This is a genomic window from Maribacter sp. IgM3_T14_3, from assembly GCF_049603095.1.
Taxonomy (GTDB): domain Bacteria; phylum Bacteroidota; class Bacteroidia; order Flavobacteriales; family Flavobacteriaceae; genus Maribacter.
On sequence record NZ_CP187138.1, the window covers coordinates 3,670,413 to 3,693,660 of the forward strand.

Below are 23,248 nucleotides of genomic sequence, written 5' to 3' on the forward strand. Positions count from 1 at the left end.
TTTGCACCTTTAAATGTTTTAATATTTTCTCTACTTAAAATAATAGATTCTAGAAAGTCAAACCCAGCTAGTTCTTGAAACTCTACATATAACTGACCATCTTTAGATTCGGCAATTTTTACTCCAGATATGTTTGTAATTAAGTTTTCGGTGAAAGTGTCAATGTAAGCTTCCCCAAAAACCGAACTGTTTAAAAGTAGAAAAATAGTTTTAACTTTAAACAGTAATTATGAAGACAAGTAAATTTTCACCCACCCAGATTGCCAAAATTCTAAAAGAATTCGATAATGGCAAAACCGCTTCCGAGATTAGTCGGGACCATGGTGTAAGCACAGCCGCTTTTTATAAATGGCGAGAACGTTATGCTGGTATGAGCGGTAAAGAACTCAAACGTATTAAAGAGCTCGAGGAGGAAAACCGCAAGCTCAAACAGATGTATGCCACTCTAGCATTGGACCACCAGATGGCCAAGGAGATCATTGAAAAAAAGTTCTAAAGCCCTACCGTAAACGAGCTATCAGTAAAGAACTTGCGCATTACGGTATCAGTAGGGCATGCCGTGTGATGAAAATGAGCAAGAGTGTCTATTACTATACTCCTTTACCCAAAGATGATTCTGAAATCGAAAAAGCCTTGCAAGAAAAAGCTGAGGAACGTTCAGAGGAAGGTTTTTGGAAAGCGTATGAGCGTCTTCGAGATGAAGGTAAACCTTGGAATCACAAGCGAGTGCATCGAGTATATAAAACCTTAGGACTTCCCTTACGACGTAAGGCAAAGAAGCGCTTGCCAGCACGTATAAAGGAGCCTTTAGCGGCTCCTTTAGAGCTTAACCATACATGGAGTATGGATTTTGTAACTGATGTACTTGAGAATAAGAGACGGTTCAGAGCCTTTAATGTCATTGATGATTATAATAGGGAGGCATTACACATCGAAGTAGATTTTTCATTGACCAGTAACCGAATTGTATGGGTTCTCAACCATTTGGTAAATAAAAGGGGAAAGCCTCGTAGAATTCGAATGGATAATGGCCCAGAGTTCGTTGCTAAAATAACAGCAGTATGGAGCGAAATGCAAGAGATAGAATTTAAATATATCCAACCAGGAAAGCCAACACAAAATGCATTTGTGGAACGTTTTAACGGAAGTTTCAGAAGAGGAGTTTTGAACAAATACATTTTTGAACATATAGATCAAGTTAGAGAACAAACAGAGATATGGATGCAGGATTACAATCACAAAAGGCCACATGATTCCCTTGGAGGAAAGTCACCCAAAAAATATGCAGAAGAAAATTCTCATGGGGCTAGCCCCATGAGAATTAAAAATAATAACTTTATAGAGATATTAGACAATTAAGCAGTTCTAATCAAGGGAAGCTTACATCAACATGAGTTCGCTCTAATGCTTTTATATTTCCAAAAGCACCAAGTACTTTATCAATTTTTCTAAAAATGCTCATATTTTAATTTAGGTAGTTTTTTTAAATTCTATTTTCAATAATACTGATTAAAGATTAGTATCTACGCCTTATATTTTGCAAAAGCAGATTCCATTATTCTTTTATCAAAACGAATCTAGTTCTCGTTTCAAGTTCTGTTTAGCTTGTGTTTCAAATTGGTTGTAAAAAAAGTCAGTTTTAAATATCCTGTCCATTGATAAAAAATGATGTAGAACTTTTTTACGTCCAGGGTTATAAATAAAGGTAGGATAGATAGCATATTCCTTTCTAACATTTTTGTAGTATTGAGTGTATGTTTCCCAACTTTGACCTAATACGGAAAGGTCGGCATCTGTAAAATAGTTAGTATCGCTGTCGATTGATTTATGGTGCGATTTGGTAGCTAAAATTTGCTTTTTGCATTGTTCAATAATGTTGCTAGAAACAGAAATCTCTTTCATACGTTTTTCGGCGAGTTCAGCACTTTTTTCTTCGTTGTCTGATTTTGTAGCATTGTAAATTATATCGTGGTAATAAAGTGTAAATAAGGTGGTTTCCCAGTTCTTTATTTCTCTCTTTACAATAGTTAGCTGAGATAATAAATTGTCAAGATGTTGTAATGTATGATAATGCCTTTTTTTGCCAGAGTAGTTTTTCTCTATTTCTGTCCATAGTCCATTTATCAAACGTTTATCGTCTGTATATTTTAACAGAAGTTCTGTGAATGTTTCTTTTAGCATGAGAGTCCTTTAATAACAACCAACACAAAAACATGTGCAGCGGTATTATCACCAAAGAAAGATACAATTTTCAATTAAAGGCAAAAGAGCTGGTAGATTAAAAATCAATGAAAGAACGTGAAAATTGACAAGTTATTAAGTAGTTACTGGTACAGGTATTTCATATACCTGTAAATCGAAATAGGGTAGGGCAGACAGAAGGTGATCAAAGATGTCTGCCATTACATACTCGTAATTCTCCCAACGTTTGTCTGAGCTAAAGGCATATACCTCTAAAGGTATACCTTGTGGTGTTGGTGCTAATTGACGCACCATCAAGGTCATACCTTTATTTACAGCAGAATGACTTTGCAGATAGTCGTTTACATATTTTCTGAACACGCCAATATTCGTCAAATTTCTGCCATTTATAGCAAGCTCTTTGTCAATGTTATTTGCTGTGTTATAGGTGTTGATCTGTTCTGCTCGTGTTTTTAAATACGGCTGAATTAATTGAATCTTTTGAAACTCTTCAATATCGGCATCCGACAGAAATCGAATGCTCTTTTGACTAATGATCAGGGCACGTTTTATACGCCTTCCGCCAGATTCTTGCATTCCGCGCCAATTTTTAAAAGAATCTGATATCAACGCATAGGTTGGTATTGTGGTAATCGTATTATCAAAATTTTGGACTTTTACAGTTGCAAGAGTTATTTCGACCACATTACCATCTGCACCAAATTTATCAAAACTGATCCAATCACCAATACGAACCATATCATTGATGCTCACTTGTATACTTGCCACAAGACCAAGAATAGAATCTTTAAAAATTAACAATATCACTGCTGACCCGGCTCCTAGAGCAGTGAAAAACTTCCAAACCTGTATTTCTGTTATTATAGCGAATATGGTAAAAATACCCACTACCCATGCAAAAATCATGAATACCTGTATGTAACTATCCATAGGTTTATCTCTAAACCTTGATTTGGTCTTTAAATAATCATTGATACTTCGAAAAATATTTTTTACTAGGTAAAGGGCAAGAATTACAAAAAGTACATTTAAAAATTTTAAGACTATTTGTGCGGCATAATCAAAACCAATAAAACCAAAGGGCACAAGTTCAACTAATATGCTTAAGGGTATAATATGGGCAACATACCTTGGTACCCTATTAGCTACTAGAAAATTATCAAAATTAGTTTTAGATTTTCGGGCTAGTTTAAGCGATACTGACCGCAGTACTTTCCAAATTATAAGATCTAAGAAATAAGCAAATACTAGGGCGGTAACTAATAAAATGGCAAGGTTCAAATACGATGCCGCGGTTTCATTTAGGCCGCTTTCTACAAGGTAGTTATATAGTAATCTGTGAAAATCGTCGTTCATAGTCCTTGATCATTTTTGCGGTACAAAGGTACGATATGCAAGAGCTAGAAACGACGAATATAAACTTAAATGGCTTATTTGGCGTGTAGTGCCAAAACTGGTAGGTGGGCATAGTAACCCAATTTGCTCAGCGATAGTTTACCAAAACCAAGTCGCTCCCAAAATGAAGGTTTTTTATCTATATAACTGATCCTAATAGAGTCTCTAAAAGTTAGAAAATTCTTTTTCTGTAAGTAATTCTTAAAAGCCAAGCATGTAGTTATGGTCAACAAGTTCAATTGGGGTACACATAGGTTAACACTATTTTGAAAGTATGATAATAGTGAATAATAAATTATTCTTTGCTAACAAAAAGGAACAATTAAATACTGTTACAAGTATTTAGTTACGCCAAAAAGGAAGTGGCTATTAAATGATATTTAAAAATTTAAATAGGTGTAAGAAAATAATTTTTAATCTGTTTAAATTTTAATAAGTTCTAATTGTTTTTTTTTGTAGGAAAATTTTATAATAAAATTATTCTTCCGCCTGATTTTTACACTTGCTCACAGAGATTTATATATTTTTAAGATTTAATTATTCACCTCTTTAAGTCCCTATTTAATTGAGTTTATGTCTAAAATTAAATTTTTATCATTTTTTGCATAGAAAATATACGCTTTGAACGAACGATATAGTTGACTTCATCGATAAAGTGCAATAAAATTTCGATATTACACATACGTTTTTTAACATTTGCCATACAACTATCTTCTTTTTACAACAAAAATTATAAAACACTTTAGCCTTCAATTAGTTTTGTATCTATAACATATATTTTGTAGTACTAAACTTTCTTTTTAAGTAGTACTTTAAAATATAAACACTGACCAGTAATTATGATGATCTTCCTGAAAACTAAAATTGTACCACGAATTTTAAAAAATTCTTGGATAAAAAACCAGGTAATTGAAAATCCAGTACGGCAGTAATTTAAAAATCAATATAAGTTATAGGTCTTTTATTATTAAGACTAAAAAGCGTCATTCTTTTATAATGTTAGGAGCCAGTCAACGACACTTTTAAATCATTGACCTATAGAAATGCTGAGTTAGTATTTGAAAACAAATTTTTAAGACAAAAAATATTTTTCTTTGAATTTATCATTGAAACCAAATTTAAAAGACCAGACATATTTGAATTAAAAAGCCAAAAAATTTATGAAAAATTTCAATAAATATTCCGATATTATATCCTATGTAAAAACTATTACTTTTATAATATTTTCAATTTATTCAATAAATATAAATGCTCAATACCCTTCTGGAACAGATGTTTCTACATTAACAAACCCTTTTAGTTGTACAGGAGAAGCGTATATAGTATATGCTCCAGATGCATCAACAAGTTCTACATTAGCTTTTATATCCCCGAGTACTCCAAGTGTAGAAAATTCTTCATTTGTATTTAACAATGTAACGGTAAACCCTTTAGCATATAATGTGTCAGTAGCTTATGGTTATGGGTTTATAACAGGTGATCAAGATGCTAGTTCTGGACCTAATCGCTATGATATCATAATATTTGATTCAAAACACAAATAAAATAACCATACAACTAAAACCATGAAAAAAAGATTCCCCATACTTTTCTGTTATTGGACCTTTAAATACCAACCTTTTATTTTTCCTCTTCAAGTAAAGCAAAAAATAAACATATTTTACAAACACTAACCCCCATTTTCAAATTATTGTTATTATGAAATATAAATACATGTATAAATCTTTTGATGTTGATAGACCATCGTTTAAAATAGCGATGACGTTTATCATAATTTTATTAAACCTAGGGCAGGTTTTTTCACAATTAGATAATGTGCATTACCTACCGCCTATGAAGCAAGCTATGGCTAATGGAAGTACATCACCAACGCCTCAAATAAGCGTGCATGAGGTGTATCTTTCAACACCGTCTACCACGCCTATAACAGTTAATGTTTACAAAGGGACAAATTTTACAACCCCATTTGCAACTGTATCTGGTTTAACAAATGCAACTCCACAAAAACTTTCTAGCTTCGTGTCATTAGGAACTGATAGTAATGATATAACATTAGTTACTGAAGCCAATACAGGGGTGGTCTATACAGATGCAGGTCTTTATTTTGAGGCAACCAATGCAGCTGACGAATATTTTGTGAATTATAGGGTTAATTCGAACGCACAGGCAGATATTTTAACCTGTTTGGGAGAGGCAGCTTTGGGAACGGATTTTCGCTGGGGGGGCACACCTGCTTTTAGAGTACAGAACTATAACTCTGTAAGTCTCGGGATCTATGCTACCGAAGATAATACGGAAATTACGATATCCGGATATGATACAGAACTGTTCAATACAACTTCTCAAATAATGAATTTGTTTAACACGGATTTTACAGAAGATTTAGTTGCAGAAGGCGGTCTTAATTTAATAATTAAAAAACCGTTTCAGCTAACTAGTAGTTAATTAAGATAAAAGTAATCAAAAGCTACTTACTTCATAAAGTGAAGTAATGGTTAGATAAATACACTTTGCTTTTATTACAGTCAAAAGTTGAAAACAACAACATTTTTATCAACCGCTTATAAAAATAAAAAAATTATTTAATATGAATGAATTTACTACAAAAAAACAAGGTACGCTAAAGAAATTAAGTAAAGTCATGTGTTTCATGGTGTTACTTTTGTTTTACAGCTTAGAAATGCAGTCTCAATCTTGTGTTACCGCTTCTACAGGTGAAGCATTAGATGGTACTGAATCACCTTACGTGCAATCAAGTTCATGCTTGAGTTTAACAAATGCTGATGCGGTAAGTTTTAGGGGATATATGTTTGGTTGTGGGCAATCAACTACGTGTACAGGTGTGTCTACAACAGGTACACCTACTATTACCCCAACAGCAGCTTGTCCATTGGTAGAGGTGGAATACCAAGAGGTAGAGCCAAATCCAAGCGGTAATTTAATTTATATGCAATATTGGAATAATGGTTTATCAACAGTAAGTGGTTTGCCAACAGGTATAGCTGCAAATAGGCAGGGATTTATAAATCAAATGTTTTGTGATGTAGATGCCAATGGATACCCAACGGTGCTTGCGGCTGCAGGCGCACCAGCTGAGGGTACCGTGTCAGGGATTCCTGCTGGGTCGGGAGATGTTGCGGGATTATTAGCAGAAATAGATCCAAGTGAAACTTACACGGCTGGTACCTTAGAATTAATTCAAGCAGATTTTTGGATCATTCTTCCTCCAAATGTTACTACATTAGGTTTCAGTTTATCGGGTGGAGCAGCAGATGCTGGGTTATTCATGGTAGGACCTTCACTAACAGATATGTGTGCTACGGCAGACTTTTATAATTTAGATGGTAGTGCAATTCCAACAGAAGGAATAGCACAAGCTTATTATAATGTGCCTGCTACTACGCAAAGCGTTTCAGGAGGGAATGTGTTTAGAGTGCGTTTGTATATTTCAGATGTAGCGGCTGGGTTTAATGTTACCCCACAAGTAGATGTGGGTAATGGTTTTGAAGATTTAGATAGTATTACAGGAGCTGCTATTTATTCATGTACCTCTCCAGATGATGATGATATTGCGGCATTACAAACAAGTATTAGCTATTCTGCAACACAAACAGGTGGTTATGTAGATGCAGATGGAAATGTTTATGCGTATGATGCAACCGCAGGCACTTATACTTATGTGCCTTTAGCAAGTATAGTATCCAGTAGTGGAACGTTAGATGCGTCGTGTACAGCTTTTACAACCCCTTTTGCTGTAGATGACAACGAAACAACATCGTTTGAACAACCAATAGTAGTACCTGTGTTTGATAATGATACTAATGTGCCAACCGATGGTACTATAACAGTAACACAGCCATCAAACGGTACAGTTACGGTTGTAGATGTTAATGGTACTCCAGACGATCCTAGTGATGATGTGGTAACTTATACACCAGACACTGGATATACAGGAACAGATAATTTTACGTATACAATTTGTGATAATGCGACACCAACAGCAAACTGTAGTACAGCAACTGCTTTTGTTACAGTAGAACCTGATTCAGATGCAGATGCAGATGGAGTCGGAGATACTACCGATTTAGATGACGATAATGATGGTATTTTAGATAGTATTGAATCTGCTATTGATACTGATAGTGATGGCACACCAGATTATTTAGATTTGGATAGCGATAATGATGGCTGTAATGATGTTTTAGAATCTGGTGGTACAGACGATGACGGTGATGGAATTTTAGGTGATGCTACAACGACAGTAGATGCCGATGGTTTAGTTACTGGCGGTGGTGATATTTCTGGTGCTTATGATGGTGCAAACGGAGATGAGACTACAGCAGTTGATGCCTCTATTACAGTTGTACCAACTGATCAAACAGAGACTGAAGGAGATACAGCTACTTTTGGTATAACTGGTGTTGCTACCAGCACAACCGATTATACGGGTACTGCGCCTACAACAACTCCTGATTATACAGGAACATCAGCAACAGATCTATCATCTTCTTTTGTGTACCAGTGGTATCTTGGAGATCCTAGTTCAAGTGGTACATTATTAGCAGATGATGCAGTTTATAGTGGAACTACAACGAGTACATTAAGTATTGTAACTAATGCTAGTTTAGATGCTAATGAATATTTTGTAATGCTTACACATCCAAATAATGTGTGTTTCTCACAAACTGAAAGTGCTATTTTAACAGTAAACCAACCACCGGTAGCAGATGATGAAACGGTAACTTTAGATCCTGCCGTGGCTACAAATGTAGATGTGTTAACGGGTGATGATGATCCTGATGGAGACAATGCCAATCTTACAATAACTGAGATTATTGATCCTGCTGATACGGCTAATCCTTTAGCCATTACTCCGGGTTCTAGTGTTACTTTAACAGACGGAACTATTGTTGAATTATTGACCGATGGAACCTTAAATGTAACGCCTCCTGCGGGTAGTACAAGTACTGGGTTTGACTATACTTTAGAAGATGAAGATGGTTTAACTGATACGGGTAGCGTAGCTATTACGGTAAACCAACCACCAGTAGCAGATGATGAAACGGTAACTGGGGCAACCATAAATACAGATCTTACCGTTGATGTTTTAGATGGTGATAATGATCCTGATGGAGACAATGCAAATCTTGTTATCACAGAAGTAGAAGGACAAGCTATAAGTACGACTAGTCCAGTTACCCTTTCTGATGGTACTATTGTTTCTCTTAATACGGATGGTACTTTAGAGGTAACGCCTCCAACTGATAGTACGGAGCCAATCAGTTTTGACTATACAGTAGCAGATGAAGATGGACTTACTGGTACTGGTAGCGTAGCTATTGCATTTACACAATTACCACCAGTAGCAGATGATGATTCAGCAACGATAGATCCTGCTGTTGCAACAAATATTGATGTTTTAACTGGTGATGATGATCCTGATGGAGACAATGCAAATCTTTCAATAACTCAAATTATTGATCCTGCTGATGTTGCTAATCCTTTAGCAATTACTCCGGGTGCTAGTGTTACTTTAACAGACGGAACTATTGTTGAATTATTGACCGATGGAACCTTAAATGTAACGCCTCCTGCGGGTAGTACAAGTACTGGGTTTGACTATACTTTAGAAGATGAAGATGGTTTAACTGATACGGGTAGCGTAGCTATTACGGTAAACCAACCACCAGTAGCAGATGATGAAACGGTAACTGGGGCAACCATAAATACAGATCTTACCGTTGATGTTTTAGATGGTGATAATGATCCTGATGGAGACAATGCAAATCTTGTTATCACAGAAGTAGAAGGACAAGCTATAAGTACGACTAGTCCAGTTACCCTTTCTGATGGTACTGTTGTTTCTCTTAATACGGATGGTACTTTAGAGGTAACGCCTCCAACTGATAGTACGGAGCCAATCGGTTTTGACTATACAGTAGAAGATGAAGATGGACTTACTGGTACTGGTAGCGTAGCTATTGCATTTACACAATTACCACCGGTAGCAGATGATGAGACGGTAACTTTAGATCCTGCCGTGGCTACAAATGTAGATGTATTAACTGGTGATAATGATCCTGATGGAGACAATGCCAACCTTTCAATAACCGAGATTATTGATCCTGCAGATACGGCTAATCCTTTAGCCATTACTCCTGGATCTAGTGTCACGTTAACAGACGGAACTATTGTAGAATTATTAACCGATGGAACCTTAAATGTAACGCCTCCTGCAGGTAGTACAAGTACTGGGTTTGACTATACTTTAGAAGATGAAGATGGACTTACAGATACGGGTAGCGTAGCTATTACTGTAAACCAACCACCAGTAGCTGATGATGAAACGGTAACTTTAGATCCTGCCGTGGCTACAAATGTAGATGTATTAACTGGTGATAATGATCCTGATGGAGACAATGCCAACCTTTCAATAACCGAGATTATTGATCCTGCAGATACGGCTAATCCTTTAGCCATTACTCCTGGATCTAGTGTCACGTTAACAGACGGAACTATTGTAGAATTATTAACCGATGGAACCTTAAATGTAACGCCTCCTGCAGGTAGTACAAGTACTGGGTTTGACTATACTTTAGAAGATGAAGATGGACTTACAGATACGGGTAGCGTAGCTATTACTGTAAACCAACCACCAGTAGCTGATGATGAAACGGTAACTTTAGATCCTGCCGTGGCTACAAATGTAGATGTATTAACGGGTGATGATGATCCTGATGGAGACAATGCCAACCTTTCAATAACTGAGATTATTGATCCTGCAGATACGGCTAATCCGTTAGCGATTACTCCTGGATCTAGTGTAACCTTAACCGATGGAACTATTGTAGAATTATTAACCGATGGAACCTTAAATGTAACGCCTCCTGCAGGTAGTACAAGTACTGGGTTTGACTATACTTTAGAAGATGAAGATGGTTTAACTGATACAGGTAGCGTAGCTATTACAGTAAATCAACCTCCAGTAGCAGATGATGAGAACGTAACTTTAGATCCTGCCGTGGCTACAAATGTAGATGTATTAACGGGTGATGATGATCCTGATGGAGACAATGCCAACCTTTCAATAACTGAGATTATTGATCCTGCAGATACGGCTAATCCGTTAGCGATTACTCCGGGTTCTAGTGTCACTTTAACTGATGGAACTATTGTTGAATTATTAACCGATGGAACCTTAAATGTAACGCCTCCTGCAGGTAGTACAAGTACTGGGTTTGACTATACTTTAGAAGATGAAGACGGACTTACAGATACGGGTAGCGTAGCTATTACTGTAAATCAACCACCAGTAGCAGATGATGAAACGGTAACTGGGGCAACCATAAATACAGATCTTACCGTTGATGTTTTAGATGGTGATAATGATCCTGATGGAGACAATGCAAATCTTGTTATCACAGAAGTAGAAGGACAAGCTATAAGTACGACTAGTCCAGTTACCCTTTCTGATGGTACTATTGTTTCTCTTAATACGGATGGTACTTTAGAGGTAACGCCTCCAACTGATAGTACGGAGCCAATCAGTTTTGACTATACAGTAGCAGATGAAGATGGACTTACTGGTACTGGTAGCGTAGCTATTGCATTTACACAATTACCACCAGTAGCAGATGATGATTCAGCAACGATAGATCCTGCTGTTGCAACAAATATTGATGTTTTAACTGGTGATGATGATCCTGATGGAGACAATGCAAATCTTTCAATAACTGAGATTATTGATCCTGCTGATGTTGCTAATCCTTTAGCGATTACTCCGGGTTCTAGTGTCACTTTAACTGACGGAACTATTGTTGAATTATTAACCGATGGAACCTTAAATGTAACGCCTCCTGCAGGTAGTACAAGTACTGGGTTTGACTATACCGTAGCAGACGAAGATGGACTTACAGATACGGGTAGCGTAGCTATTACTGTTGAATGTTCAGATATTACTGATACTGACGGTGATGGATTAACTGATTGCGAAGAAAGCACTGGAATCGATAATCCGAGTACAGTCTTAATACCTAACGGAACTAGTGACCCATTAAATGCCTGTGATCCTGATCTAAACCACCCTCTTTGTGATTCTGATAATGACGGACTTACAAATGAAGAGGAAGCATCTTTAGGCACAGATCCTAATAATCCTGATTCCGATGGGGATGGTATTCTTGACGGTCAGGAAGTATTGGACGGCACTGATCCTTTAGATGATTGTGACCATGTAGATGGAACTGCTTTACCAGATAGTGATTGTGATGGAGATGGTCTGACGACATCTGAAGAGGATGCGATAGGAACAGATTCTTACAATGCGGACACCGATGGAGATACTATACCGGATGGTCAAGAGGTCGAGGACGGCACGGATCCATTAGATCCATGTCATTCCATAGGCGGAGTTCCAAGTCTAGATGCCGGTTGTAACGCAGAAGTAGTTGACTCTGGCATAGCGGTTTCCAATGAGGTCATAACACCTGACGGTGACGGTACGAACGATTTTTTCAGAATAGAAAATATCGAGTCATTCCCTAACAATACGGTACAGATCTATAACCGATGGGGAATAGTTGTTTACGAAATGTCAGGTTATGACAATGTTACAAATACCTTCCAAGGTGTATCTAACGGTAGGGCAACGATTAGTGAAGACTCAGAACTTCCTGTAGGCGTGTATTTCTATATCATCAAGTATAATAACAACGGAGATAACTTGGACAAGTCGGGTTACCTATACATCAACAGATAAAAAAATCCCTTTAAAAAAGATACGATGAACAAATATTTTCTAACCATTATAATTACCGTAGCGGGACTCTTTATGGGCCATGCGCAGCAAGACGCGCAGTACACGCAGTACATGTACAATACGATATCGGTGAACCCTGCGTATGCAGGTTCACGGGGAGTATTGAGCATAGCGGCCCTTCACCGTTCGCAGTGGGTGGGACTTGACGGCGCACCGACTACGCAGACACTGAACTTCCATACCCCTGTCTCGGAACATGTAGGATTGGGACTATCGGTGGTAAACGACGAGATCGGAAACGGTACCAACCAGGATACGTATATCGATGCCGCGTTCAGTTATACGGTAAAGACCTCGGAGGAAGGGAAGCTTTCCTTCGGACTAAAAGCCGGCGGACACCTTTTCAACGTAGATTTTACGAAGCTAAGAAACTACGGGGCGGAGACGAACCTACCGAACATCGACAACAAATTCTCACCGAACTTCGGAGCGGGGATCTATTACCATACGGACCAGTTCTATGCGGGATTATCGGTACCGAACTTTTTACAGACCGAGCATTTTGACAGTTCGGATACGAACAGTTCCAGTTTGATCGCACAGGAGCGTATGAACTTCTATTTGATCACGGGCTATGTGTTCGACCTGAACCAAAACGTAAAGTTCAAGCCCGCTGCACTTATCAAAGCTGTAAAGGGAGCACCTTTACAGTTAGACCTTAGTGCGAACTTCCTTTTCAACGACAAGTTCTCTTTGGGAGCTGCGTATAGATGGGACGCGGCGATCAGCGCCCTGTTCGGTTTCCAGCTGAACGACCAGTTGATGTTGGGTCTGGCATATGATAAGGAAACGACCGATTTGGGAGCGACAAGGTTCAACGACGGTTCTTTCGAGATCATGCTTAGATATGAATTTTTGAACAAGTACAAACGAGTGATCACCCCAAGATTCTTTTAATAAAAAACGACATGAAAAAAACAGGATATATTTTTTGTGGCTTGGCGGTAATGGCTATGATGTCAAACGCACAGGACAAGAAGATACAGAAAGCGGATACAAAATTCACGGACTACGCCTATGCCTCGGCGATACAATCGTACGAAGAGTTGGTCAAGGACGGAAATACGGAGGAGGATATCTATAAGAACCTAGGGAACGCAAACTATTTGAACGCGAACTATGAAGAGGCATCTAGCTGGTACGGTAAACTGTTCGCATTGGAAGGAACGGATATCGACCCGGAGTATATGTACCGTTATGCACAGACCTTAAAATCTTTAGAAAACTATACGGAATCCGACACTTGGATGAACAAGTTCAAAGCGGCAAGATCTAACGATCAACGCGGATTACTATATAGCGATAACCAAGATTATCTGGAACAGATCGAGGAACGTTCGGGCAGGTACGAACTAAAGAACATAGGGCTGAACTCGAAGGTATCGGACTTTGCACCCTCTTTCTATGAAGAAGGACTGGTGTTTTCTACGGCAAGGGACAGCGGACTATTAACGAAGAACATCCATAGATGGAACAACGGATCTTTCTTGAACCTGTACAAAGCGGAACAGGACGACCAAGGTAACTTTACCAATGTAGACAAGCTCAGTAAAAGATTGAACAAGAAGACCCATGAATCCTCGACTGCATTTACCAAGGACGGAAGTACGATGTACTTTACACGTAACAATTCCGATGAAGGCAAGTTCGAAAGGGACGAGGAAGGAGTCAGTAGACTAAAGATATACAGGGTTACCAAAGAAAACGGCGAATGGAAAAATATCGAAGAACTGCCCTTTAACGGGGACAGCTACTCGGTGGCACACCCAACGCTGAATAGCGACGAGACGAAACTATACTTCGCCTCTGATATGCCGGGAACGAAAGGGGAATCGGATATCTACGTTGTGGACATCAACAAGGACGGTACATTTAGTACACCACTGAACCTGGGAGAACGAATCAATACAGAGGCAAGGGAGACCTTCCCTTTTGTGACCATGAGCGATAAACTCTATTTCTCTTCCGATGGGCATCCGGGACTAGGGGGACTTGACGTCTTCGCAACGGACCTGAACAATGAAAAGGGAGAGATCTACAATGTAGGACGCCCTTTGAACGGAGAGGAAGACGACTTCTCATATATTATAAACGAAGAGACCAAGAAAGGCTTTTTCGCTTCGAATAGAAAAGGCGGACAGGGCAATGACGATATCTACAGTTTTGTAGAAATGACGCCGTTGGACTTCACCTGCCATACAAATATTACGGGAATCGTGAAGGACCAAAAAACCAATGCACTGTTAACGGATGCATCGGTAACGGTATACGACAAGGATAACAAAGTGGTATCGAGCTCGAGCACCGATGCCAACGGAGCATTCGAAATGGAAGGCAACTGCGCAGAAGGTAGTTATAAGGTAGTAGCCACCAAGACGGATTACGAAGAAGGTAACAAGACCTTCATGACCGTCAAAGCTGAAGACGCCATGGGCATAGAGATCGTACTGGCACAAGTTGACCCATCCGCACCTGTAGGCACCGACCTTGCGAAATACTTGAACATAGAACCGATCTACTTCGATTTTGATAAGTACTTCATCAGAGAGGATGCAAGGATCAGTATCAACAAGGTATTGGCATACCTGAACGAATACCCGAACGTAAACGTACAGGTACGTTCGCATACCGATTCAAGGGCGAACGATGCGTACAACATGCGATTATCAGCTAACAGGGCAAAGGCAACTGCGGAATATTTGATAGCGGCAGGTATCCCGAGCGACAGGATTTCATATGAAGGTTACGGCGAAACGGAGCTTACAAACAACTGTAGCAACAATGTACCATGTAGCAAAGAGGATCATCAACTCAACAGAAGGTCGGAGTTTATTGTGGTAGAATAACCAACATAGACCAATACATATTGAAAAGGGAAGGAGCTTTGCTCCTTCCCTTTTTTTGTGGATAAATCGCAATAAAAACTAGTATATGATTTGTTCTGTTTTTGAGATAAAAATGGAAGATCAGGTGGATGTTAAATTGTATAGAAATCAAAATTCTTACAAAAATTCAAGTTTTATAAACTGTTGATTTTTATATTCTTATCGATGAAATGCATGTTTTTGTAAGATTTTGATATACAAAAAGCGTCATTTCACAACATTTTATTCTTGGTAGACAACAATAGTTGAACTAATAAGTGTCTCTCGTTCTATTTTTATGAAAAATTACTATTATAGTGTAGCTCAAAACTTACACAAATGATTTTATTAATAACCGAAGGCTATGATTTATGACACTGTTTATATAATGATATACAAAACCAACTTGATCTATTATAAAACAAGCATAACTTAAAAACACCTCACCACTTAATTCGTGTAATTCATCTACAGCTTTACGTAGCTGATAACAAATGCTGTGATGTAATAAAAATTCTAATATATATTTGTAAGAAAATAAATAATAATATAATAATTAGGCTACAAATAAAATTTTAAATTATTTGAATTTAGTAAGAAATGATTTCATTGTGACTTAATTTTAATAATAGTGTCTTAAAGTCAATTAAGATGAATAACAAATTTATTTTGGTTTATATAATCTCCGTCTGTAATGAGGGTAACTCAAAAAGTCTACACCATTTAAAAAATAATAGTTTCACAACATTATCTAAGATACAGACAACAAAAAAAAAATTTAAGAAATCTACAAGGGCCATATTTGCCAAAGTTTTAACAATGCCAAACTAACCATACAACTAAAACCATGAAAAAAAGATTCCCCATACTTTTCTGTTATTGGACCTTTAAATACCAACCTTTTATTTTTCCTCTTCAAGTAAAGCAAAAAATAAACATATTTTACAAACACTAACCCCCATTTTCAAATTATTGTTATTATGAAATATAAATACATGTATAAATCTTTTGATGTTGATAGACCATCGTTTAAAATAGCGATGACGTTTATCATAATTTTATTAAACCTAGGGCAGGTTTTTTCACAATTAGATAATGTGCATTACCTACCGCCTATGAAGCAAGCTATGGCTAATGGAAGTACATCACCAACGCCTCAAATAAGCGTGCATGAGGTGTATCTTTCAACACCGTCTACCACGCCTATAACAGTTAATGTTTACAAAGGGACAAATTTTACAACCCCATTTGCAACTGTATCTGGTTTAACAAATGCAACTCCACAAAAACTTTCTAGCTTCGTGTCATTAGGAACTGATAGTAATGATATAACATTAGTTACTGAAGCCAATACAGGGGTGGTCTATACAGATGCAGGTCTTTATTTTGAGGCAACCAATGCAGCTGACGAATATTTTGTGAATTATAGGGTTAATTCGAACTCACAGGCAGATATTTTAACCTGTTTGGGAGAGGCAGCTTTGGGAACGGATTTTCGCTGGGGGGGCACACCTGCTTTTAGAGTACAGAACTATAACTCTGTAAGTCTCGGGATCTATGCTACCGAAGATAATACGGAAATTACGATATCCGGATATGATACAGGATGTGAGTTTAGATTGGGTACAGATATAGATGGTTTAACCGACGACACCATTACCAGAATACTCAATAAAGGAGAAACCTTTGTCTTGGAGGCCCATAGTCAAGAAGGCTTAGGCAATGCAAATAAAGATGGTTGGCTGGGCGCTACCATAACGGCTACCAAGCCCATTGCCTTGGCCAATGGCCAATTGGTTTCTAGTCCACTGACTACAGGAGGCCAAGACGCCCTGATGGCACAGCCAGTCCCCATTTCTACTTTGGGTAGGGAATACGCCTTTATAAGAGGTGCGGGTTTAGATGCTTATGAATTTCCCGTTATCATTGCAACTGCGGATAATACGGATATTTTTGTAAATGGTTCAACTACGGCCATTGCTACCATAAACGATGGAGAGTATTTTTCAATTCCGGCCACTAATTACCTTGGTGGTGTTGGGATAGGCGATAATATGTTTATAGAAACTTCAAGGAGTGTCTATGCATACCAACACTTAGCAGGTACTAGCGCGACTAACACTGGAGGGATGAACTTTATTCCCCCGCTAAGTTGTTTAAATCCAACAGAAGTGAACAATATATCGGCTATCGATGATGTGGCGGGCAACGCTTCCAATTATTCGGCCGTTACGATTTTGGCTTCCACCTCGGTTACCAACATACAGGTTACCGATGGCACGGGCACTACCTTGTCATCTTCGGTAGGTGATTTTTCGGCATCGCCCTTAATGGGAAACAGTTTTTACGAAACCTATTATGTCTCCGGTTTAACGGGAGATGTTAGCGTAGTCGCGGATAATAGCATTGCCGTTGGGGTCATTGGTTCCATGGGACCCAATGCTGGTTTTTCAGGATATTTTTCCGGTTTCGGTGATACGCCAGAGATAACGATCAACACTACAGTTGCTGATTGCTTCACGTCCGGGAATACTTTGGATATAGAAGCTTCCACAGGGTACTTGAGTTATGAATGGTTTAGGGATGGTATTAGCCTAGCGGTAACCACTGCCAATACATTTACCCTAAGTCAGGCAGGTGTTTATTTTGTAAGAGTAGAACAGGCCGCTGGGTGTTACTTCGATTCTCCCCCGGTAGACTTTTTAAATTGTATTGAGGCTAATAATGATTCATATGCAACACTAGCGAGCGGAGAAATTACACCAAGTGTTATTTTAAATGATAGTTTTTTTGGAATCACGCCACCAACAATTGGTACAGCAGTAGGTGAAGTAAGCATTGTAGAGGTTGGAACACAAGCGAATTTAACATTAAATACAGATGGTACTATAACTGTAAATCCAAATACACCAGATGGTACATATATACTTATGTATGAAATATGTGAAGCTGATGTTAATTATACTACTAATTGTAGCACAGCCACAGCTACTATTCTTGTTGCTGATGCAGATGGAGATGGTGTAAATGATGTTGCAGATTTAGATGACGATAATGATGGTATTTTAGATACAGAAGAGGAAAATTGTGATCGTTTGAGATTCGGTTTAACAGTAGATGATACAGCACCATCAGGAACTGTATTTACAGATTCAGATACTGGAATTTCTGTAACTCCAACTTTTACGGACACTTTTGGTATTAATAGCAGTAATGCCATTTCTGATTCTGATGCATTTGAGGTGTCAAATACATATAATAATTTTGATGAATATATTACCTGGGACATCGATGTTTCTCCTTTAAGTGAAGATTTATATTTAATATTTACCGATTTTGATCAAAATAATGCTGCAGATATAGGAGAAACAGTTTCTGTGAATTTTTATAACGGAGCAGATGAAGTTAACTATTATGTCAGTGAAATTGGAATTAATATTTCACAATCAGAAAATACGTTTTCAGCATTTCAAAATGGTAATAACGCTACAACTTCAAGTACTGGTAATACAAATCCAGCAGATAATACGTTAGTTCTCAAAATTCCTAATGGAATAGATCGTATTGTTATTCAAGTAACTATTACTTCATATGGAGCTACAACTCCTTCAACAGGAAATGCAAATACAAACTTCCGTATTGGGTCTTGTTTCAATGATACGGACTTAGATGGCACACCAGATTATTTAGATTTGGATAGCGATAATGATGGCTGTAATGATGTTTTAGAATCTGGTGGTACAGACGATGACGGTGATGGAATTTTAGGTGATGCTCCTACTAATGTTGATGTTAATGGTCAAGTAACTGGAGGAGGTGATATTTCAGGTGGCTATGATGGCGTAAATGGAAATGAGACTACAGCTGTAGAAGCAAGTATCACCACAGCACCAACAGATCAAACTGAAGATCCAAGTACTACGGCTACTTTCCAAGTTGTAGCACTTGCAACTAGTACCACTGATTATACGGGTACTGCACCTACAACAACTCCTGATTATACAGGAACATCTGCAACAGATCTATCATCTTCTTTTGTGTACCAATGGTATCTTGGCGACCCAAATTCTGGAGGTGTATTACTATCAGATGATGCTACATATACTGATACTTCCACAAATACATTAAATATTTTAACTAATACCAGTTTAAATGGTAATGAATATTTTGTTGTAGTAACGCATCCTAATAACTTATGCGTATCACTAATTGATAGTGCTATTTTAACAGTAAACCAACCACCGGTAGCAGATGATGAGACGGTAACTTTAGATCCTGCCGTGGCTACAAATGTAGATGTGTTAACGGGTGATGATGATCCTGATGGAGACAATGCTAACCTTTCAATAACTGAGATTATTGATCCTGCCGATGTTGCTAATCCTTTAGCCATTACTCCTGGATCTAGTGTAACCTTAACTGATGGAACTATTGTAGAATTATCAACCGATGGAACCTTAAATGTAACACCTCCAGCAGGGAGTACAAGTACAGGTTTTGACTATACTTTAGAAGATGAAGATGGTTTAACTGATACAGGTAGCGTAGCTATTACGGTAAACCAACCACCGGTAGCAGATGATGAAACGGTAACTTTAGATCCTGCCGTGGCTACAAATGTAGATGTATTAACTGGCGATAATGATCCTGATGGAGACAATGCAAATCTTTCAATAACCGAGATTATTGATCCTGCCGATGTTGCTAATCCTTTAGCGATTACTCCTGGATCTAGTGTCACGTTAACAGACGGAACTATTGTAGAATTATTAACCGATGGAACCTTAAATGTAACGCCTCCAGCAGGTAGTACAAGTACAGGTTTTGATTATACGCTAGAAGATGAAGATGGTTTAACTGATACGGGTAGCGTAGCTATTACGGTAAACCAACCACCGGTAGCAGATGATGAGTCAGCAACGATAGATCCTGCTGTAGCAACAAATGTTGATGTATTAACTGGTGATGATGATCCTGATGGTGATAATGCAAATCTTTCAATAACTGAGATTATTGATCCTGCAGATACGGCTAATCCGTTAGCCATTACTCCTGGATCTAGTGTAACCTTAACCGATGGAACTATTGTAGAATTATTAACCGATGGGACCTTAAATGTAACACCTCCAGCAGGTAGTACAAGTACAGGTTTTGACTATACTTTAGAAGATGAAGATGGACTTACAGATACTGGTAGCGTAGCTATTACGGTAAACCAACCTCCTGTTGCTGATGATGAAACGGTAATTGGGGCAACCATAAATACAGATCTTACCGTTGATGTTTTAGATGGTGATAATGATCCTGATGGAGACAATGCAAATCTTGTTATCACAGAAGTAGAAGGACAAGCTATAAGTACGACTAGTCCAGTTACCCTTTCTGATGGTACTGTTGTTTCTCTTAATACGGATGGTACTTTAGAGGTAACGCCTCCAACTGATAGTACGGAGCCAATCGGTTTTGACTATACAGTAGAAGATGAAGATGGACTTACTGGTACTGGTAGCGTAGCTATTGCATTTACACAATTACCACCGGTAGCAGATGATGAGACGGTAACTTTAGATCCTGCCGTGGCTACAAATGTAGATGTATTAACTGGTGATAATGATCCTGATGGAGACAATGCCAACCTTTCAATAACCGAGATTATTGATCCTGCAGATACGGCTAATCCTTTAGCCATTACTCCTGGATCTAGTGTCACGTTAACAGACGGAACTATTGTAGAATTATTAACCGATGGAACCTTAAATGTAACGCCTCCTGCAGGTAGTACAAGTACTGGGTTTGACTATACTTTAGAAGATGAAGATGGACTTACAGATACGGGTAGCGTAGCTATTACTGTAAACCAACCACCAGTAGCTGATGATGAAACGGTAACTTTAGATCCTGCCGTGGCTACAAATGTAGATGTATTAACGGGTGATGATGATCCTGATGGAGACAATGCCAACCTTTCAATAACTGAGATTATTGATCCTGCAGATACGGCTAATCCGTTAGCGATTACTCCTGGATCTAGTGTAACCTTAACCGATGGAACTATTGTAGAATTATTAACCGATGGAACCTTAAATGTAACGCCTCCTGCAGGTAGTACAAGTACTGGGTTTGACTATACTTTAGAAGATGAAGATGGTTTAACTGATACAGGTAGCGTAGCTATTACAGTAAATCAACCTCCAGTAGCAGATGATGAGAACGTAACTTTAGATCCTGCCGTGGCTACAAATGTAGATGTATTAACGGGTGATGATGATCCTGATGGAGACAATGCCAACCTTTCAATAACTGAGATTATTGATCCTGCAGATACGGCTAATCCGTTAGCGATTACTCCGGGTTCTAGTGTCACTTTAACTGATGGAACTATTGTTGAATTATTAACCGATGGAACCTTAAATGTAACGCCTCCTGCAGGTAGTACAAGTACTGGGTTTGACTATACTTTAGAAGATGAAGACGGACTTACAGATACGGGTAGCGTAGCTATTACTGTAAATCAACCACCAGTAGCAGATGATGAAACGGTAACTGGGGCAACCATAAATACAGATCTTACCGTTGATGTTTTAGATGGTGATAATGATCCTGATGGAGACAATGCAAATCTTGTTATCACAGAAGTAGAAGGACAAGCTATAAGTACGACTAGTCCAGTTACCCTTTCTGATGGTACTATTGTTTCTCTTAATACGGATGGTACTTTAGAGGTAACGCCTCCAACTGATAGTACGGAGCCAATCAGTTTTGACTATACAGTAGCAGATGAAGATGGACTTACTGGTACTGGTAGCGTAGCTATTGCATTTACACAATTACCACCAGTAGCAGATGATGATTCAGCAACGATAGATCCTGCTGTTGCAACAAATATTGATGTTTTAACTGGTGATGATGATCCTGATGGAGACAATGCAAATCTTTCAATAACTGAGATTATTGATCCTGCTGATGTTGCTAATCCTTTAGCGATTACTCCGGGTTCTAGTGTCACTTTAACTGACGGAACTATTGTTGAATTATTAACCGATGGAACCTTAAATGTAACGCCTCCTGCAGGTAGTACAAGTACTGGGTTTGACTATACCGTAGCAGACGAAGATGGACTTACAGATACGGGTAGCGTAGCTATTACTGTTGAATGTTCAGATATTACTGATACTGACGGTGATGGATTAACTGATTGCGAAGAAAGCACTGGAATCGATAATCCGAGTACAGTCTTAATACCTAACGGAACTAGTGACCCATTAAATGCCTGTGATCCTGATCTAAACCACCCTCTTTGTGATTCTGATAATGACGGACTTACAAATGAAGAGGAAGCATCTTTAGGCACAGATCCTAATAATCCTGATTCCGATGGGGATGGTATTCTTGACGGTCAGGAAGTATTGGACGGCACTGATCCTTTAGATGATTGTGACCATGTAGATGGAACTGCTTTACCAGATAGTGATTGTGATGGAGATGGTCTGACGACATCTGAAGAGGATGCGATAGGAACAGATTCTTACAATGCGGACACCGATGGAGATACTATACCGGATGGTCAAGAGGTCGAGGACGGCACGGATCCATTAGATCCATGTCATTCCATAGGCGGAGTTCCAAGTCTAGATGCCGGTTGTAACGCAGAAGTAGTTGACTCTGGCATAGCGGTTTCCAATGAGGTCATAACACCTGACGGTGACGGTACGAACGATTTTTTCAGAATAGAAAATATCGAGTCATTCCCTAACAATACGGTACAGATCTATAACCGATGGGGAATAGTTGTTTACGAAATGTCAGGTTATGACAATGTTACAAATACCTTCCAAGGTGTATCTAACGGTAGGGCAACGATTAGTGAAGACTCAGAACTTCCTGTAGGCGTGTATTTCTATATCATCAAGTATAATAACAACGGAGATAACTTGGACAAGTCGGGTTACCTATACATCAACAGATAAAA

The 23,248-nt window shown here is 38.4% G+C and carries 9 protein-coding genes; 7 read left to right on the forward strand and 2 right to left on the reverse strand.

Translation table 11 applies throughout. The features are described from left to right. Nucleotides 1–229: 229 nt before the first annotated feature. Nucleotides 230–1,359, forward strand: a protein-coding gene (locus ACPF9A_RS16450) for an IS3 family transposase (protein WP_423998553.1) whose coding sequence is annotated in 2 segments (ribosomal slippage) — nucleotides 230–491 and nucleotides 491–1,359 — 1,131 coding nt in all. Because the reading frame shifts where the segments join, the coding sequence is not laid out codon by codon here. Nucleotides 1,360–1,566: 207 nt separating this feature from the next. Here ACPF9A_RS16450 and ACPF9A_RS16455 read toward each other — a convergent pair. After that, a complete protein-coding gene (locus ACPF9A_RS16455; RefSeq protein ID WP_423998554.1) occupies nucleotides 1,567–2,181 on the reverse strand; it encodes a hypothetical protein in 615 nt (204 codons plus the stop codon). A gap of 135 nt (nucleotides 2,182–2,316) precedes the next feature. Continuing rightward, nucleotides 2,317–3,558, reverse strand: coding sequence for a mechanosensitive ion channel family protein (locus ACPF9A_RS16460; RefSeq protein WP_423998555.1), 1,242 nt, complete (start codon nucleotides 3,556–3,558; stop codon nucleotides 2,317–2,319). A gap of 1,199 nt (nucleotides 3,559–4,757) precedes the next feature. Here ACPF9A_RS16460 and ACPF9A_RS16465 point away from each other — a divergent pair. The 6 genes from ACPF9A_RS16465 to ACPF9A_RS16490 all read left to right on the forward strand — a co-directional run bounded on the left by ACPF9A_RS16465 (nucleotide 4,758) and on the right by ACPF9A_RS16490 (nucleotide 23,246). Further along, the gene (locus ACPF9A_RS16465; protein WP_423998556.1) at nucleotides 4,758–5,141 is read left to right on the forward strand and encodes a hypothetical protein; all 384 of its coding nucleotides are present in this window, start codon (nucleotides 4,758–4,760) and stop codon (nucleotides 5,139–5,141) included. A 154-nt stretch (nucleotides 5,142–5,295) separates the two neighbouring features. Further along, the gene (locus ACPF9A_RS16470; RefSeq protein ID WP_423998557.1) at nucleotides 5,296–6,042 is read left to right on the forward strand and encodes a hypothetical protein; all 747 of its coding nucleotides are present in this window, start codon (nucleotides 5,296–5,298) and stop codon (nucleotides 6,040–6,042) included. Between the two features lie 142 nt (nucleotides 6,043–6,184). Continuing rightward, nucleotides 6,185–12,355 carry an Ig-like domain-containing protein gene (locus tag ACPF9A_RS16475; RefSeq protein WP_423998558.1) on the forward strand — a complete coding sequence of 2,057 codons (6,171 nt, stop codon included), beginning with the start codon at nucleotides 6,185–6,187 and terminating at the stop codon, nucleotides 12,353–12,355. Nucleotides 12,356–12,379: 24 nt separating this feature from the next. Continuing rightward, nucleotides 12,380–13,312 (forward strand): PorP/SprF family type IX secretion system membrane protein, encoded by a 933-nt coding sequence (locus tag ACPF9A_RS16480; RefSeq protein ID WP_423998559.1) that lies wholly within the window; start codon nucleotides 12,380–12,382, stop codon nucleotides 13,310–13,312. Between the two features lie 11 nt (nucleotides 13,313–13,323). After that, on the forward strand, nucleotides 13,324–15,261 hold the full coding sequence (locus ACPF9A_RS16485) for an OmpA family protein (protein WP_423998560.1): 1,938 nt from the start codon (nucleotides 13,324–13,326) through the stop codon (nucleotides 15,259–15,261). 998 nt (nucleotides 15,262–16,259) lie between these two features. Beyond that, the gene (locus ACPF9A_RS16490; RefSeq protein ID WP_423998561.1) at nucleotides 16,260–23,246 is read left to right on the forward strand and encodes an Ig-like domain-containing protein; all 6,987 of its coding nucleotides are present in this window, start codon (nucleotides 16,260–16,262) and stop codon (nucleotides 23,244–23,246) included. Nucleotides 23,247–23,248: the final 2 nt, after the last annotated feature.